The sequence below is a fragment of the Sulfuricaulis limicola genome, from assembly GCF_002355735.1.
Classification (GTDB): Bacteria; Pseudomonadota; Gammaproteobacteria; order Acidiferrobacterales; family Sulfurifustaceae; genus Sulfuricaulis; species Sulfuricaulis limicola.
The window spans coordinates 1655289-1671986 of record NZ_AP014879.1; the positions used below are offsets into that span (position 1 = coordinate 1655289).

Annotated in this window: 15 protein-coding genes; 2 read left to right on the top strand and 13 right to left on the bottom strand. The window is 62.3% G+C overall.

Annotated elements, in window-relative coordinates; translation table 11 throughout:
* Positions 1-2: 2 nt before the first annotated feature.
* The 8 genes from rseP to rpsB all read right to left on the bottom strand — a co-directional run bounded on the left by rseP (position 3) and on the right by rpsB (position 7638).
* A complete protein-coding gene (rseP, locus tag SCL_RS08025; protein WP_197702567.1) occupies positions 3-1364 on the bottom strand; it encodes an RIP metalloprotease RseP in 1362 nt (453 codons plus the stop codon).
* Positions 1361-2584 carry a 1-deoxy-D-xylulose-5-phosphate reductoisomerase gene (gene ispC / locus SCL_RS08030; RefSeq protein ID WP_172425978.1) on the bottom strand — a complete coding sequence of 408 codons (1224 nt, stop codon included), beginning with the start codon at positions 2582-2584 and terminating at the stop codon, positions 1361-1363. Before ispC ends, rseP begins: the two co-directional genes overlap by 4 nt.
* A 23-nt stretch (positions 2585-2607) precedes the next feature.
* Positions 2608-3444 carry a phosphatidate cytidylyltransferase gene (locus SCL_RS08035; RefSeq protein WP_096360740.1) on the bottom strand — a complete coding sequence of 279 codons (837 nt, stop codon included), beginning with the start codon at positions 3442-3444 and terminating at the stop codon, positions 2608-2610.
* Positions 3437-4213, bottom strand: coding sequence for an isoprenyl transferase (locus SCL_RS08040; protein ID WP_231969800.1), 777 nt, complete (start codon positions 4211-4213; stop codon positions 3437-3439). Before SCL_RS08040 ends, SCL_RS08035 begins: the two co-directional genes overlap by 8 nt.
* Before the next feature lie 139 nt (positions 4214-4352).
* On the bottom strand, positions 4353-4919 hold the full coding sequence (frr, locus tag SCL_RS08045; protein WP_096360741.1) for a ribosome recycling factor: 567 nt from the start codon (positions 4917-4919) through the stop codon (positions 4353-4355).
* Between the two features lie 2 nt (positions 4920-4921).
* A complete protein-coding gene (pyrH, locus tag SCL_RS08050; RefSeq protein WP_096360742.1) occupies positions 4922-5653 on the bottom strand; it encodes a UMP kinase in 732 nt (243 codons plus the stop codon).
* Positions 5654-5656: 3 nt separating this feature from the next.
* Positions 5657-6544, bottom strand: coding sequence for a translation elongation factor Ts (gene tsf / locus SCL_RS08055; protein WP_096360743.1), 888 nt, complete (start codon positions 6542-6544; stop codon positions 5657-5659).
* Between the two features lie 167 nt (positions 6545-6711).
* A complete protein-coding gene (rpsB, locus tag SCL_RS08060) occupies positions 6712-7638 on the bottom strand; it encodes a 30S ribosomal protein S2 (RefSeq protein ID WP_096361904.1) in 927 nt (308 codons plus the stop codon).
* Positions 7639-7896: 258 nt separating this feature from the next.
* Between rpsB and map the strand changes: the two genes are divergently transcribed.
* Positions 7897-8664, top strand: a complete 768-nt coding sequence (map, locus tag SCL_RS08065; protein WP_096360744.1) for a type I methionyl aminopeptidase — start codon at positions 7897-7899, stop codon at positions 8662-8664.
* Between the two features lie 5 nt (positions 8665-8669).
* Positions 8670-11360, top strand: coding sequence for a [protein-PII] uridylyltransferase (gene glnD / locus SCL_RS08070; protein ID WP_172425979.1), 2691 nt, complete (start codon positions 8670-8672; stop codon positions 11358-11360).
* Between the two features lie 264 nt (positions 11361-11624).
* Here glnD and SCL_RS08075 read toward each other — a convergent pair whose 3' ends face one another.
* The 5 genes from SCL_RS08075 to SCL_RS08095 form a co-directional block, all read right to left on the bottom strand.
* A complete protein-coding gene (locus SCL_RS08075) occupies positions 11625-12335 on the bottom strand; it encodes an ABC transporter ATP-binding protein (RefSeq protein ID WP_096360746.1) in 711 nt (236 codons plus the stop codon).
* Positions 12332-13108: an ABC transporter ATP-binding protein gene (locus tag SCL_RS08080; protein WP_096361905.1), complete on the bottom strand. Its 777-nt coding sequence runs from the start codon at positions 13106-13108 to the stop codon at positions 12332-12334. The genes SCL_RS08075 and SCL_RS08080 overlap by 4 nt, the downstream gene beginning before the upstream one ends.
* Before the next feature lie 10 nt (positions 13109-13118).
* Positions 13119-14240, bottom strand: a complete 1122-nt coding sequence (locus SCL_RS08085) for an ABC transporter permease subunit (RefSeq protein WP_096361906.1) — start codon at positions 14238-14240, stop codon at positions 13119-13121.
* 117 nt (positions 14241-14357) lie between these two features.
* Positions 14358-15287: a branched-chain amino acid ABC transporter permease gene (locus SCL_RS08090; protein ID WP_096360747.1), complete on the bottom strand. Its 930-nt coding sequence runs from the start codon at positions 15285-15287 to the stop codon at positions 14358-14360.
* 128 nt (positions 15288-15415) lie between these two features.
* Complete coding sequence (locus SCL_RS08095) at positions 15416-16606, bottom strand: branched-chain amino acid ABC transporter substrate-binding protein (RefSeq protein WP_096361907.1); 1191 nt, start codon at positions 16604-16606, stop codon at positions 15416-15418.
* Positions 16607-16698: the final 92 nt, after the last annotated feature.

A 16698-nucleotide genomic window follows, 5' to 3' on the forward strand; every position in this document is an offset into this window, starting at 1 on the left:
GTTCAGAAGAAAATCCGGGTAAGATCGTTGTAAAATGCCAGCACCATCAGGCCGACGAGCAGGGCCACGCCGATCTGCTGCCCCCACGCCAGCACGGTATCGGAAAGCGGGCTGCCCTTCACGGCTTCGATAATGTAATACATTAAGTGCCCGCCATCGAGCACCGGAATCGGCAGCAGATTCAGCACCCCGAGACTGATGCTGATGACCGCCAGAAACAGCACGAACTGCTCGACGCCGACCTTGGCGGAATAGCCGGCATACTGCGCGATCGTGAGGGGTCCGCTGATGTTGCGCGTGGACACCTCGAGCTTGAGCATGCGGTAGAGCATCTCCAGCGTGAGCGCCGACATCATCCAGGTATTGCCAACGCCTTCCGTCAACGCCTCGAGTGAGCCAAAACGGACCTTGACCCGCATCGCGTCGGGTATCGCGCTGAATTGCGGACGGATATTGATGCGCCCGATGGTCTCGCTGCCCTGCTCGACGGCGTCGGGCGTGACGTTGAAGTCGAGCCGGGCGCCTTCACGCTCCACCACCACTTGCAGTGGCCGGCCCGGGCTGCGGCTCACCACCGCGACCAGCTCCTCCCATGTGTTCACGGGCCGGGAGTCGATCTCCACCAGGCGGTCGCCCACCTGCATGCCGGCGCGCTGGGCCGGCCCCGGCTCCATGGCGCCGATCACCGGCAGCGCTTCCGGATAGTATCCGATCAGGCCGATGCCGCGTTCGAGCAGCGAGGCGTTCACCTGCTGCACCGGCAGGCTGGAGAGATCCAGCTCGCGCCGTTTCACCTGGCCCTGCGTATCCCGCACCTCCACCAACAGGCGTGCCTGGTCGAGCGCCCGCTGAAACACGTACAGGCGCCGGTGGTCCCAGCTTTGCACTTCCCTGCCATCGATGCTCAGAATGGTGTCGCCAGGGCGGAAACCCGCCTGCTCTGCGATCGAGCCTTCGATGACCTTGCCGACCACCGGCTGGATGCCATCCACGCCGACCATGTAGACCGCCCAGTAGGCCAGGACGGCAAAAATGAAATTGAACAGCGGGCCCGCGACCACGATGGCCATGCGTTTCCAGACAGGCTGGCGGTTGAAGGCCCGGGGCAGCTCCGAGCTCGTCACTTCGCCCTCGTTCTCGTCCAGCATCTTCACGTAGCCGCCGAGCGGGAACGCCCCGATGGCCAGCTCCATGCCGTCCGGGCCCACGCGGCGCGACCACAGCGGTTTGCCGAAGCCGACGGAGAAACGCAGCACCTTGACGCCGAGGCGCCGTGCCACCCAGAAATGACCGAATTCGTGCACCGTGATCAGGATACCCAGGGCAACCACGAAAGCGCCGGCGTAATACAGTAAATCCATCATGTCACACCCTGCTTGATGCGCGGCGCCTGCGCCGCGATGAAATCGTCCGCCATGCGGCGGGCCCGCCGGTCATCAGACAGGACGGCATCGAGACTAGTTTCACGGCTGGCCGGCAAATTCGACAGAGTATGTCCGATCACGCGCGGAATGTCGGTAAACCCGATGCGCCGGTCGAGAAAGGCCTGCACCGCGACTTCGTTGGCCGCATTCAGGATCGCCGGCATGGTGCCGCCGGCGCGCGCCGCCTCGTACGCCAGCCGCAAACACGGGAAACGCTCGAGGTCCGGCGCGCTGAAATCCAGCCGCCCCACTTCGAGCAGATTCAGGCTCCTGACCCCGGACTCGATCCGTTCCGGCCACGCCAGCGCGTGCGCGATCGGCGTGCGCATGTCCGGATTGCCCAGCTGGGCCAGCACCGAGCCGTCGACGTACTCGACCAGCGAATGAATCACGCTCTGCGGGTGAATGACGATCTCGACCTGGTCGGGCGTCACACCGAAGAGCCAGCAGGCCTCGATCAGCTCCAGGCCCTTGTTCATCAGGGTCGCGGAATCCACCGAGATTTTCCGGCCCATGACCCAGTTGGGATGGGCGCAGGCCTGTTCCGGCGTCACCGCGGCCAGCGCTTCGGCCGGCGTCGCGCGGAAAGGCCCGCCGGAACAGGTCAGGAAAATACGTCGCACGGCGGACGCCGCCGTGCCGGCACGAAAACCGTCCGGCATGCACTGGAAAATCGCGTTGTGTTCGCTGTCCACCGGCAACAGCTCGGCGTTGGCGCGTTGCGCCTCCTCGATAAAAACCTGGCCGGACATCACCAGCGGTTCCTTGTTGGCCAGCAGTACCCGCCTTCCGGCCCGTACCGCGGTCAATGTCGGCAACAGTCCGGCGGCGCCGACGATGGCGGCCACGACAGTGTGCGTTTGCGGATGTGTCGCCGCCGCGTTCAATCCCTCCGCGCCGGACAGCACTTCAATGTCGAGCCCGGCGGCGCGAATTTTTTCCGCCAATTGGCCGGCCGCGCGCGGATCGAGCATGACCGCCTGCCGAGGCAGGAAATGCCGGCACTGTTCGAAAAGACGGTCAACCTGGGTATTGGCGGTCAGGGCCACGACCCGGTATTTTCCGGGGTGGCGCGCCAGCACGTCGAGCGTGTTGATCCCGATCGAGCCGGTCGATCCCAGAATGGTGACACCGCGGATGCTGCGATCAGACCGTTCCATGGGAGAGGATTTATCCGTGATGGTCATGCATCAAACTTCAACAGAAAAATTGCGCCCAGCGCGAACACCGGGACCGCGGACGTGAGGGCGTCGATGCGATCCAGCACGCCGCCGTGACCGGGAAGCAGCCTGCCACTGTCCTTGACGCCGGCTATGCGCTTGAGCTTGCTTTCCGTCAGATCGCCGACCACCGAAAACAATGCCGTCACAGCGGACAGTCCGGTCCACATCGCCAGCAACATTCCCTCGAATTTCCACAGTATTGTCCCACAAAGCCAGGCCAGCAGCACGACGCCCAGCACGCCGCCGACGACGCCCTCCACGGTTTTGCCGGGACTGACATGCGGCGCGAGCCTGGTTCGTCCCAGGAGCGAACCGGTGAAATAGGCGGCGCTGTCCGCGACCCACACCAGCACGAACAGAAACAGCAATACACGCGGACTTTCGTCGTCCGCGGCCAGCAGATAAACCGCCGCGACCCACAGGGGAACCAGAACCAGAAAACCGCCGACAATCCGGCCCGGCATGGTCGTGAACATGCCGCGGGCCAGGTCCCGGCGACTGATCAGTTCCACCAGCGCCCACACCCACCACAACACGGCCGCGCCAAGGAATGAAACGATCAGATCCGGGTGAAGCGGTATGAGATTCAATCCCAGCACGCCGAACAGCAGCAGGCAGGCCACGTAGGCGAGCCTGGCCGCGAAATGCCGCAGGCCGGACAATCCGGCCCACTCCCATGCCGCCGCCGCCATGACAACGGCGAATATCAGGGTCAGCCACGGGAGGGAAAGATAAAACAACGCTGCGACCAGCAGCGGAACCAGAATGACGGCCGTCAGGATGCGTTGTTTAAGCATGGCGCGCGGCTTCGATCTGATCACCGGTCAGACCGAAACGGCGCTGGCGCCCGGCATAGGAGACCAGCGCCTGCTCGAATTGCGCGCGATCGAAATCCGGCCACAGGACCGGCGTGAAATACATCTCGGTGTAGGCGAGCTGCCACAACAGGAAATTGCTGATGCGCTGCTCACCGCCGGTGCGGATGAAAAGATCGGGCTCGGGCACGCCGGCCAGACTGAGGAAGGGCTCAATGCTTGCCTCCGTAATCGACGCAGGATCGATCTCGCCATCGACGGCGCGCTGCGCCAGCCGGGCGCAGGCCTGTGCGATGTCCCAGCGTCCGCCATAATTGGCGGCGATAGTGAGCGTCAGCGACTGGTTGTCGTGCGTCAGCATTTCCGCCTGGCGGATGCGCGCTGCGATTTTCTCGCCGAAACGGGCGGTATCGCCGATGACACGGAATCGCACGTTGTTCTTGTGCAGCTTCTTGATCTCGTTCTCCAGCGCGCTCAGAAACAGGTCCATGAGCAGCTGCACTTCCTGTGCCGGACGGCGCCAATTCTCGCTGCTGAAGGCAAACAGCGTGAGGTGCTTGATCCCTCTTTCCGCGCAGGCCGACACCATGTCGCGCACGCGTTCCACGCCCTTGCGGTGACCGGCAATGCGGGGCAACCCGCGGCTCTTGGCCCAACGGCCGTTGCCGTCCATGATCACGGCCACGTGCCGCGGGATGTCGGATCGCTCCGCCAGCATCTCCGCCGTGTCGTTATTACCGGTCTTGTCCATAGTGCAAAAAAGAATTCACAGGATTAACAGGATTTCGCAGGATATACAGGATTAAAAATTTTCAGGGATTTATCCTGTTAATCCTGAATAATCCTGTTAATCCTGTCTATTGATATTCCTGCACTTCAGCAGCAAGGCATCACACCTGCATGATGTCCTTTTCCTTGCCCGTCACCAGCTTGTCCACTTCGCCGATGAAATGATCGGTGAATTTCTGCACCGCCTCTTCCGCGCGCTTGTCGTCATCCTCGGTGATGAGCTTTTTCTTCAGGGCATCCTTCAGGTGCTGGTTGGAGTCGCGGCGCACGTTGCGGATCGCGACCTTGGCGTTCTCGCCCTCGGCGCGCGCGTGCTTGGACAGTTCCTTGCGCCGCTCCTCGGTCAATGCCGGCAGCGGCACGCGGATCACGCCACCCGAGGACATCGGGTTGAGACCCAGGTCGGACTCCCGGATCGCTTTTTCGATCGCCGCCGCCTGGCTCTTGTCATACGGCGTCACCGTCAGCGTCCGGGCGTCCGCGGCTGAGACGTTGGCCACCTGGTTCAGCGGCGTCTTGTTGCCGTAATAATCGACACGCACGTTTTCGAGCAGGCCGGGATGGGCCCGCCCGGTGCGAATCTTGCCCAGGTCGTTTTTCAGCGTTTCTACCGACTTTGCCATACGCGTTTCCGCGTCTTTCTTGATGCTCTCGACTGATTGCGTCATGGCTATGCTCCTTTCACGAGTGTGCCGACATCTTCTCCCCGGCAGACACGCAGCAGGTTGCCGGCTTTCTGGATACTGAACACGCGCAGGTGCATCTTCTGGTCGCGGCACAGCGCGATTGAAGCCGCGTCCATCACGCCCAGCCGCTTCTCCAGCACTTCATCGAAGCTGATGGTTTCGAAACGTTTGGCGTCCGGATGTTTCACCGGATCGCGGTCGTACACGCCGTCCACCTTGGTGGCCTTGAGCACCACGTCGGCGCCGATCTCCATCCCGCGCAGCGTTGCCGCGGTATCGGTGGTAAAAAAGGGATTGCCGGTGCCCGCGGCAAAAATCACCACGCGCCCCTGTTCGAGATGGCGTATCGCGCGGCGGCGGACGTAGGGCTCCACCACCTGGTCGACCCGCAGGGCCGATTGCACGCGCACGGGAACGTCCAGTTTTTCCAGCGCGTCCTGCATGGCGAGTGAATTCATCACGGTGGCGAGCATGCCCATGTAATCGGCCGAGGCCCGATCCATGCCCTGGGCCGAGGGCGCGATGCCGCGGAAAATGTTGCCGCCACCGATCACGACGGCCAGCTGCACGCCGGTGGCGACCACCGTCTTGATCTCGGCGGCGACACGCATCAGCACCTCGCGATTGATGCCGTAGGCGTCGGAACCCATGAGCGCCTCGCCGGAGAGCTTGAGCAGCACGCGGCGGTAGGCGGGAACCCCGGATGCGCTCGTCAAGGTTTACGCCCCTTTGACGGTCGCCATCACTTCGGCGGCGAAATTGTCGGAGCGCTTCTCCAGACCTTCTCCGACTTCATAGCGGATGAAGCCTTTCACGCTGGCGCTTTTGGACTTGAGCAGTTTTTCGACCGTGGTCTCCGGGTCTTTCACGAACGGCTGGCCCAGGAGGGTGATTTCACCGAGATACTTGTTGACCCGGCCCATGACCATTTTTTCAATGATGTCCGCCGGCTTGCCGCTGGCCTTGGCCTGTTCGGCGAAGATTTCCTTCTCCTTGGCCACGGCCGCGGCCGGCACCTGATCCTTCGAAACATATTCCGGTCGGCTGGCGGCAACATGCATGGCGATGTCCTTGGCGAGATTCTCATCGCCGCCTTCCAGCACCACCAGCACGCCGATCTTGCGGCCATGGACATAGCTGCCGATATGGCCCTGGCCCGTCGTCAGCCGTTCGAAGCGGCGGACATTGATATTCTCGCCCAGCTTCATGACCAGTCCTTCGCGCACCTGGGCCACGGTGGCCGGCGCGCCGTCCTGGTGCGGGAGCCGGTAGAGCGCGTCCACGTCCGCCGGCTGGGCGGCGGCTACGCGCGCCGCAACGGCGCCGGCAAAGGCATCGAATTCATCGCCCTTGGCGACGAAGTCGGTTTCGCAATTCACCTCGGCCATGGCGGCGGTCTTGCGATCGGCGCTGACATGAATCCCGATCGTGCCTTCGGCGGCGATGCGCCCCGCCTTCTTCTCGACCTTGGCGCCGGCGCGCTTGCGCAGCAAATCCGCCGCCGCCTCCATGTCGCCGTTGGTTTCCGTGAGCGCGGCCTTGCACTCCATCATGCCGAGCCCGGTGCGCTCGCGCAGTTCTTTCACTTGTTGTGCTGAGATGCTCATAATTTCATAAACCCATAATTAATTTCGCCACAGAGCACACAGAGATCACAGAGGAAAAACGACCATAAATTTTGCTTCGGTATTTTTAAACTCTCTGTGTTCTCTGTGCCCTCTGTGGCCAAGATTCATAAAACCAAGGGGGCATTGCCCCCTTGATGTCACACTGTTTATTCGTCGTCCTGTCCGGGAAGCGTTTCTTTTTTCGCGCGTCCGGGGCTTTTCGGCTTGGCGCGCGTAGTGCGCTTGGGCTTGTCCGCCGGCTTCTCGGCCGTTTCCACCGCCGTTTCGGCTTCCGGGGCGGCTTCCGCCGGCGCCGATGCCATCTTCTTCCTGGCGACGACCTTCACCCTGGCCGGTTCTTCCTTGACCTCGATAAACTCATCGTCGCCCGACACGATGGCGGCCTGATGCTGCTCGCGGCCGGCCAGAATGGCGTCGGCCGCCGCGCGCGCGTAAAGCTGGATGGCGCGGATGGCGTCGTCGTTGCCCGGTATGACGTAGTCCACGCCGTCGGGCTTGCAGTTGGAATCGACCACGCCCACGACGGGGATGTTCAGCTTCTTCGCCTCGGAAACCGCGATGTATTCATGGCCGACATCGACGACGAACACGGCGTCGGGCAGGCCGGACATCTCCTTGATGCCGCCCAGGCTCTTTTCAAGCTTGACGCGTTCGCGGTCGAGATCGAGCAGTTCCTTCTTGGAAAGCTTCTTGCTGCTGGTTTCATCCGCCAGGATGGATTCGAGCATTTTCAGGCGCTCGATGGATTTCTTCACGGTGCGGTAATTGGTCAGCATCCCGCCCAGCCAGCGATGGTTCACGTACGGACTGCCGCAGCGTGCCGCCTCCTCGCCGATGATGTCGGTCGCCTGACGCTTGGTGCCGACGAACAGGATGGTGCCGCCGTTGCCGGCGAGTTTGGTCAGGTACCCCATCGCCTCGTTGAACAGCGGCAGGGTCTTCTCAAGGTTGATGATGTGGATGCGGTTGCGCTCGCCGAAAATATAGGGGCGCATCTTGGGGTGCCAGAAACGCGTCTGGTGGCCGAAATGCACGCCGGCCTCCAGCATCTGGCGCATGGTGACGTTGCTCATGATATCTCCTTCGGGTTTTTCCGCCGCGGATCCCATGCATCAATCCAGCCTGTCCCGTGGGGGACGGACCGGACACCCGGATGCCTGTGACGATGCCGCGTGTGGGTTTAGGGTTTAACAACACGAACTGCGGGCGGCTTTATACCATAATGAGGCCGATTACGACAATGTTTTCATGGGTTTGGGCGGGAATTCCTGCGCGAAAGGGCTTTGTAAAACCGCTCTATTCCCGGACAATACGGCTGTAACCAAGCGCTTATGCCTGTCACCATCAAAAACCCCGCGGAAATCGAGAAAATGCGCGTCGCCGGCCGGCTCGCCGCCGAGGTGCTGCGCATGATACGGCCGCATGTCCAGCCCGGGATCACCACCGGCGAGCTCGACCGGCTGTGCCACGATTACATCGTCAACGAGCAACAGGCCATCCCGGCGCCGCTCAATTACAAGGGCTTCCCGCGCTCCATCTGCACCTCGGTGAATCACCAGGTGTGCCACGGCATCCCGGGCGACAAGAAACTCAAGAAAGGCGATATCGTCAACATCGACGTCACCGTCATCAAGGACGGTTATCACGGCGACACCAGCAAAATGTTTTTCGTGGGCGAACCGTCGGTGCAGGCGAAACGGCTGGTGCAGGTGACGCACGAGTGCATGCTCAAGGGCATCGAAATGGTGCGGCCGGGAATCCGGCTGGGAGATATCGGCCACGCCATCCAGCGGCACGCCGAGGAGCACGGGTTTTCGGTGGTGCGGGAATACTGCGGCCACGGCATCGGGCAGGAATTCCACGAAGACCCGCAGGTGCTGCATTACGGCATGCCGGGAACGGGCATGGCGCTGGAGTCCGGCATGACCTTCACCATCGAACCCATGATCAATGCCGGCCGGCGGGAAGTGAAACTGCTGCCCGACAACTGGACCGTGGTCACGCGCGATCACTCGCTGTCCGCGCAATGGGAACACACCGTGCTGGTGACGCCAACGGGACACGAAGTGCTCACGCTCGCGTCCGGCGACGATCCATAACGATCATGTCCGGCGCCAGGGAAACCCTTTTCAACAGCCGCGAATTCGAACAGTCGCTGGCCGCCACCGACAAGCCCCTCCCCCTGTTTCGCGCCGCGTTGCAGGCCGGTCGCGAAAATCTCAAGCAACGATTTTTTCAACATAGCGGCGCCACGCTGCTGGTGACGGCGCACGCCAGACTGATCGACCAGTTGATCGTGCGCGCCTGGAAGCGGCACTTGTCCCTGCTGCCCCCCGGCTTTCGCATCGCCCTGGTAGCCGTGGGCGGTTACGGGCGAGGTGAACTGCATCCCGCCTCCGATATCGATCTCATGGTGTTGCTGGAAAAGGACAAGCCGGCCAAAACACGAGCCTTCATTGAGGCCCTGATCCGTTTTTTCTGGGACATGGGACTGGAAGTCGGCCACAGCGTGCGCACCCTGAAAGACTGCGTGCGCGAGGCGAAAGACGACATCACTGTGGCGACCAACCTCATGGAGTCGCGCCTGCTCGATGGTGATGAGAAGCTGTTCCATAAAATGCGCGTGCTCACGCATGCCTCGAAAATATGGCCGAGCCGGAAATTCTTCGCCGCCAAGCACCAGGAGCAGATACAGCGGCATCACCATTTCCACGACACCGCCTACAACCTGGAACCGAACATCAAGGACGGTCCGGGCGGGCTGCGCGACATCCACATGATCTCGTGGGTGGCGCAACGGCATTTCGACACAACATCCCTGCATGACCTGGTCAAGCCCGGCTTCCTGAACGAAGAGGAATACCGCACGCTGATCCGGGGGCGGAACTTCCTGTGGCACGTGCGCGCCGGACTGCATTACCTCGCCGACCGGCGCGAAGACCGGCTGCTCTTCGATCACCAGCGCGAGCTGGCGAAACACTTCGGCTACAAGGACCGTCCCGGTTTCCTCGCCGTCGAGCAGTTCATGAAGCGCTACTACCGCACCGTCAAGGAACTGTCTCTGCTCAATGAAATCCTGTTGCAACACTTCGAGGAGGTCATCCTTGCTCGCGGGCGCATCAAAATCCACCCCATCAACCGCCGCTTTCAGTCCCATCACGGTTTCCTGGAAGTGACGCACCCGCGGGTGTTCGAGCGCGCGTCGTTTGCGCTGCTGGAAATGTTCCTGCTCATGCAGCAACACCCCGAACTCAAGGGCGTGCGCGCCGGCACCATCCGCCTGGTGCGCGCCAACCTGCATCGCATCGACAACAAATTCCGCAAGGACCTCGCCTGCCGCAGCCTGTTCATGGAGATCATGCGCCAGCCGCGCGGCATCACGCACGAACTGCGGCGCATGAACGCCTACGGCGTGCTCGGCGCCTACCTGCCGGCCTTCGGGCGCATCGTCGGGCAGATGCAGCATGACCTGTTCCATGTCTACACCGTCGACGCGCACTCGCTCATGGTGGTGCGCAACCTGCGCCGCTTCACGTTGCCGGAATTCCGCGATGAATTTCCGCTCGCCAGCGAGCTGATCCAGAAACTGGTCAAGCCCGAACGCCTGTATCTCGGCGGGCTGTTTCACGACATCGCCAAGGGACGCGGCGGCGACCACTCCGAGCTCGGTGAAAAAGAGGCCCAGGCCTTCTGCCGTCAGCACAACCTGAGCGAATACGACACCCGCTTCGTCTGCTGGCTGGTGCGCTACCACTTGCTGATGTCGGCCACCGCGCAGCGCGAGGATATTTCCGATCCCGACGTCGTGCTGCGCTTCGCCCAGCGGGTCGGCGATCAGGAGCATCTCGACAATCTCTATCTGCTGACCGTGGCCGACATGCGCGGCACCAGTCCGGCCGTGTGGAATACCTGGAAAGGCCGCTTGCTGTCGCAGCTCCATAGCGCCACCTCGCGCTTGTTGCTGCGCGGCATCGCCCAGCCGATCGATCTGGAAGAGCATGTCGCCGATCTGCGCCGGTCGGTACTGGACCGGCTGCGGCCGGCCGGGATTCCGGAGCCGGCCGTCATGCGCTTCTGGCAGGACCTCGATGCGGAATACTTCCTGCCCTACGACGTGGAAAGTCTCGCCTGGCACGCCCAGGCTCTCGCCGCGGCCCCTGCCACCGATCTGCCGATCGTGGCCACACGCTACACGCCGGAACTTGGCGGCAGCGAATTCCTGATTTACACCCCGGACCGCGACGATCTGTTCGCAATCATGACCGCGGGCTTCGACCGCCTGAACCTGTCCATCATGGATGCCCGCATACATACGCTGCGCAACGGTTTCGCGCTCGACACCTTCGTGGCGCTGGACCATTCCGGCCAGCCGGTGAGCGATGCGCGCGCCCTGGAGCAGTTGCAAAAAACCATGCGCGACCAGTTGTTGCGCCCGCAACCGGGACGGGAAATCCAGACAACGGGCCTGCAACGCCAGCTCAAGCACTTCCCCATTGAAACGCGTGTAACCTTCAGTCCGTCACCGAAGGGACAGCTCACCATCATGGAAGTCACGGCGCAGGACCGGCCGGGGCTGCTCTACCAGGTGGCGCTCGCGCTCAAGCACTGCCGGGTGAACCTGGTGGCCGCCAAGGTGGCCACCTACGGCGAGCGCGCCGAGGATATTTTTTTCGTCAACGCCCGCGACCGCCAGCCGCTGACGGACAAAACCCAGCTCGCCTGTCTCGAGGCCGAGATCATCCGGCGCCTCACACCCGCTTCGGAGAAATCCGAGACGCGCACAGTCGAGTTTTAATAGACAGGATTAAGCAGGGCGAGCCGGAAACAGACGAAGACACTTAACGTGTCTTCGTCCCGGCGAGCGCCCCGCCACGGATGGCGGGGCCGAGTCTCCCGAAGCCGCCGTGGCCGCGCCAGGGAGGGCATGCCTTCCCTGGCGTCGCACCCAGGCTTCGATAAACCCCAGCCCGCACATCCCTGTGCGGGCGCTCAGCGGCGCTGATGCACGTTAAGTGCATCAGCGAAAACTCCGCTTCGCCCTGTTAATCCTGTGAATTGGTCAGCCACCGAGATAGCACTCCTGCACCTTCGTATCCCTGAGCAGGGCCTGCGCCGAATCGGCGAGCACGATGTTTCCGCTTTCCATGACGTAACCGCGGTGACTGACCTCGAGGGCGAGCCGGGCGTTCTGTTCCACCAGCAGCAGCGTCATGCCCTCTTCGGCAATCCGTTTGATGATCTCAAAAATCTTTTGCACCAGCATCGGCGCCAGCCCCATGCTGGGTTCGTCGAGCAGCAGCAGGCGCGGGCGGCTCATCAGTGCGCGGCCGATGGCCAGCATCTGCTGTTCGCCGCCGGAAAGCGTGCCGGCCTGTTGCGTGCGCCGCTCGGCCAGGCGCGGGAAAAGATCGTAGAGACGGTCCATATCGGCGCGGATGGCGGCGTGGTCGCGGCGCGCGTAGGCGCCGATTTTCAGGTTCTCCTCCAGCGTCAGGCGCCCGAAGATTCCCCGTCCTTCCGGCACCAGCGAAATGCCGCGACGCACCAGTTCGTACGAAGGCCGGCCGGTGACGGAGGTGCCCTCGTACAGGATTTCGCCGCGGCTCGGCGGCAGCATGCCGCACAGGGATTTGAGCGTGGTGGTCTTGCCTGCGCCGTTGGCGCCAATCAGGCATACGAGCTCGCCCTCTTTCACCGTCAGGTCGATGCCCTTGACGGCGCGAATGCCGCCGTAGGACACCTCCAGTCCGCGCGTTTCCAGAAAACTCATGGCACGCTCGCCCCCAGATAAGCCTCGATGACGCGCGGGTCGCGCTTAACCTCGGCCGGCACGCCCTCGGCGATTATCCTGCCGTAATCGAGCACGGCAACGCGATCGCACAGGCCCATCACCAGTTTCACATCGTGCTCGATCAGCAGCAGGGTCACACCATCGGCGCGGATTTTCTGTAACAAGTCCTGAAGCCGGGCGGTTTCGCTGGGATTCATACCGGCGGCCGGCTCGTCGAGCGCCAGCAGCATCGGATCGGTGGCCAGGGCGCGCGCGATTTCAAGCCGGCGCTGATCGCCGTAAGCTAGATGCTTGGCCGGCATGTAGGCCTGTTTCATGATGCCGACGTATTCCAGCAATTCGCGCGCCCGCTGCTGGATCGCCGTCTCTTCCGCGCGGGTATCGCGGTCACGCAGGATGGCCCCGATGATACCGGCGCGCGTGCGCAGGTGCCGCCCCACCATGACGTTTTCGATCGCCGTCATGTTGGCGAACAGGCGTATGTTCTGAAACGTGCGCGCCATGCCGAGCGCTGCCACCTGGTTCGGCCTGAGTCCGGAAATCCGTTTGCCGCGCAAACTGATGCTGCCGGTGTCGGTCCGGTACAAGCCGGTGAGGACGTTGAACAGGGTCGTCTTGCCGGCGCCATTCGGCCCGATCAGTCCGTAAATCTCGCCGGCGCGAATATGCAGCGACACGTCCTGCAGCGCTGCCAGGCCACCGAAATACCTGGACACGCCGCTGACGTTGAGCAGCGTTTCCGTATCCGACATCGGTTTTGCTTCAGCGCCGGGCGTCATAAAGCGAAGCCTGTTCCTGGGCCAGCACCGAGGCGTCGGAGCCGAATTCCTGGCGCCGGCGCACCGATGGCAGCAAACCGGCGGGACGGAAGATCATGATCAAAACCAGCGCCAGCCCGAATATCAGCATGCGCAGGTCGGCGGGGTCCGCCAGGATGCGCCCGAACAGGTAATTTTGCAGCTCACCGATGTAGCGCAAGGCCTCGGGGAATATGGTCAGCAGCACGGCGCCGAGAATGACGCCGGCGATATTGCCCATGCCGCCGAGCACGATCATGCACAGGACGATGATGGACTCGAACAGATTGAAGCTTTCCGGGCTGATGAAGCCCTGGAAGCCCGCGAACAACCCGCCGCTGATGCCGGCGAACGACGCGCCCATGGCGAAGGCCAGCAGCTTGATGTTGCGCGTGTTGATGCCCATGGCTTCGGCCGCTACCTCGTCCTCGCGGATCGCCACCCAGGCGCGCCCGATGCGCGAGTTTTGCAGGCGCAGCGACACGAAGATGATTAACAGCGCGAGCGCGAGAAACAGATAGTAATAAGTATAAATTCCGGGGAAGCTCAGCCCGAACAGGGTATGCGTCTGGCTGAATGAAAAACCGCCAAACGCAATCGGATCGATCAGGTTGACGCCTTGCGGGCCGTTCGTGATATTCACGGGCGCGTTGAGGTTGTTGAGGAATATGCGGATGATCTCGCCGAAGCCGAGCGTCACGATGGCCAGGTAATCGCCGCGCAAGCGCAGGGTCGGGGCGCCCAGCAGGATACCGAAAACAGCGGCGATACCGGCGCCGATCGGCAACAGCGCCCAGAACGGCAGATGCAGCCCGAAATGCGGCGATGCCAGCAAGGCATAAACATAGGCGCCGACGGCATAAAACGCGATATAACCGAGATCGAGCAGGCCGGCGTAACCGACCACGATATTGAGTCCGAGCGCGAGCATGACGTACAGCAGCGTGAAATCGAGGATACGCACCCACCCGCGTCCGAGCACCTCGCCGGTCAGGAACGGCAAGGCCGCCAGCAGCACCGCCAGCGCGATATAGGTGGCCCAGACCGCGCGGCGGTCGTGTCTCCATTTTTGCCAGCGTTCGATCATGAACATTATGTATTAAAAAAAAGAAATTAACCGCCAAGACGCCAAGAACGCCAAGTTTTTACTGTTGAAAAAAATGGTCTTTCTTGGCGTCTTGGCGGTTCAAGATCATATTAATAATCAGGCGCGTTCCACGACGCGCTCGCCCAGCAGGCCGGATGGCCGGAAGACCAGCACCAGGATCAGCACGAAAAAGGCGAACACGTCCTGATAGTGACTGCCGAGAAAACCGCCCGTCAGCGTGCCGATGTAGCCCGCGCCGAGGCTTTCGATAAGACCCAGCAGCAAGCCGCCCAGCATGGCGCCGGCAACGTTGCCGATGCCGCCCAGCACCGCCGCGGTGAAGGCCTTGAGGCCGAGCATGAAACCCATGTGGTAATGCGCCAGGCCGTAATAGGCGCTGACCATGACGCCGGCGATAGCCGCCAGCGCCGCGCCGATCATGAACGTCAGCGAGATGATGGTATTGATATTGATGCCCATCAGGCCGGCGATGTCCTGCGCCTGCGCGGTGGCGCGCATGGCGCGCCCCAGACGCGTGCGCTTGATGAGCAGCAGCAGGCCCGCCATCAGCAGGCAGGACAGCGTCACGATGAAAATCTGCAAATTGGTGATCACTGCGCCGCCAACCTCGAAGCTCGTCAGCGGCAGCAGCGGCGGAAAGCTGATGTATTGCTTGCCCCAGATCAGCATCGCCAGATTCTGCAGCACAATGGACATGCCGATAGCGGTAATGAGCGCCGCCAGCCGCGGCGCGCGCCGCAACGGACGATAGGCCACGCGCTCGATCAGGAAACCCAGCGCCACGCATACGGCGATCGCGGCCAGCAACCCGATCGCCACGATGACGAGGCCGTTGACCTCGGCGCCGTTCGCCGTAAAGGCGCCGATGACGGCAAGGCTGATCATGGCGCCGAACATGGTCACCTCGCCGTGCGCAAAGTTGATCAGCTCGAGGATGCCGTACACCATGGTGTAACCCAGCGCCACCAGGGCATAGATGCTGCCGAGGACCAGGCCGTTGATCAGCTGCTGGGTGAGGATGTCCAAGGCAGAGCGCCCTATGAAGAAAAGATAAAATTGACAGGATTAACAGGATTTACAGGATATGAGCAAAATAACAGGGCAATCGTGTTTTTAATTTTTCTAATCCTGTTAATCCTGTAAATCCTGTCCATTTATTTCTTGTCTGCCGCCGCGTCACCCATGACGGTTTCCAGGACTTCCCATTTGCCGTTCCTGACCCGGTACATGGTGATGGCGCCGCCGCGGATGTCGCCGCGTTCGTCGAAGCTTATCTGTCCGGTAACGCCGGCGCGTTCCACGCGCGGCAGCATGGGCAGGTATCTGGCAGGCTCCGGGGAGTCGGCCATTTTCATGGCCGCGACCATGGTCATGGCGGCATCGTAGGCATAGGGCGCGTAGGTCTGGATGGCGCCGTAGCGGTCGGTGAATTTCTTCCGGAATTCCGGCCCGCCCGGCATGCTGTCGATCGGCAGGCCGGGCGAGGAGGCGGTTACGTCCCCGGCAGCGGCGCCGGCCAGCTTGAGGAATTCGGAGGTCTGGACGCCGTCGCCACCCAGAAACTTCGCCTGGATACCGAGCGAGCGCAATTGCTTGACCATCGGCGCGCCCTGCGCGTCCATGCCGCCGTAGAACAGTAGTTCCGGCTTTTTGGCCTTGATTGAAGTGAGGATGGCGAGAAAATCCGTGGAACGGTCGGTGGTGAACTCGCGCGCGATCACCTCGCCGCCGGAGGCCTTCACCGCCTTCTCCACCTCGTCCGCCAGCCCCTGACCGTAGGCGGTGCGGTCGTCGATGATGGCGATGCGCTTGGCGCCGAGCTGCTTCACCGCGAATTCACCCAGCACCTTGCCCTGCTGACGGTCGTTGGTCATGACACGGAAAGCGGTCTTGAAGCCCTGGGCGGTGTAGGCAATGGCGGTGGCGGAAGGGGAAATCTGGGGAATGCCGGCATCGAAATAGATCTTGGAGGCGGGAATGCTGGTGCCGGAGTTCAGGTGGCCGAGCACGCCGGCCACGCGCTGGTCCACCAGTTTCTGCGCCACGATCGTGGCTGTCCGCGGATCGGCCATGTCGTCCTCGCTGACCAGCACGAACTTCACCTTCCTGCCGCCCAGCGTGACGCCTGCGGCGTTGACTTCATCGAGCGCGAGGCGCGCGCCGTTGTCGTTGTCCTTGCCCAGATGGGCCTGCGGACCGGTGAGCGGCGAGACCTGCCCGATCTTCACCGTCGTTTCACCGGCGGTCGCGCCGGTGGCGGTTTCTTCCTTCTTGCCGCAGGCATTCAAGCCGAGCGCCAGGATGAACGCCCAGACTGTCCAATGCGTCATACGTGGTCCGCTCATGAAATTCTCCTTGGTCATTTTCCGGATACGGCAGTGCCATGAATCTTAGCGCAAAAACCCCGCCCGGACCCAGCAAATACCCACAAGCCCGG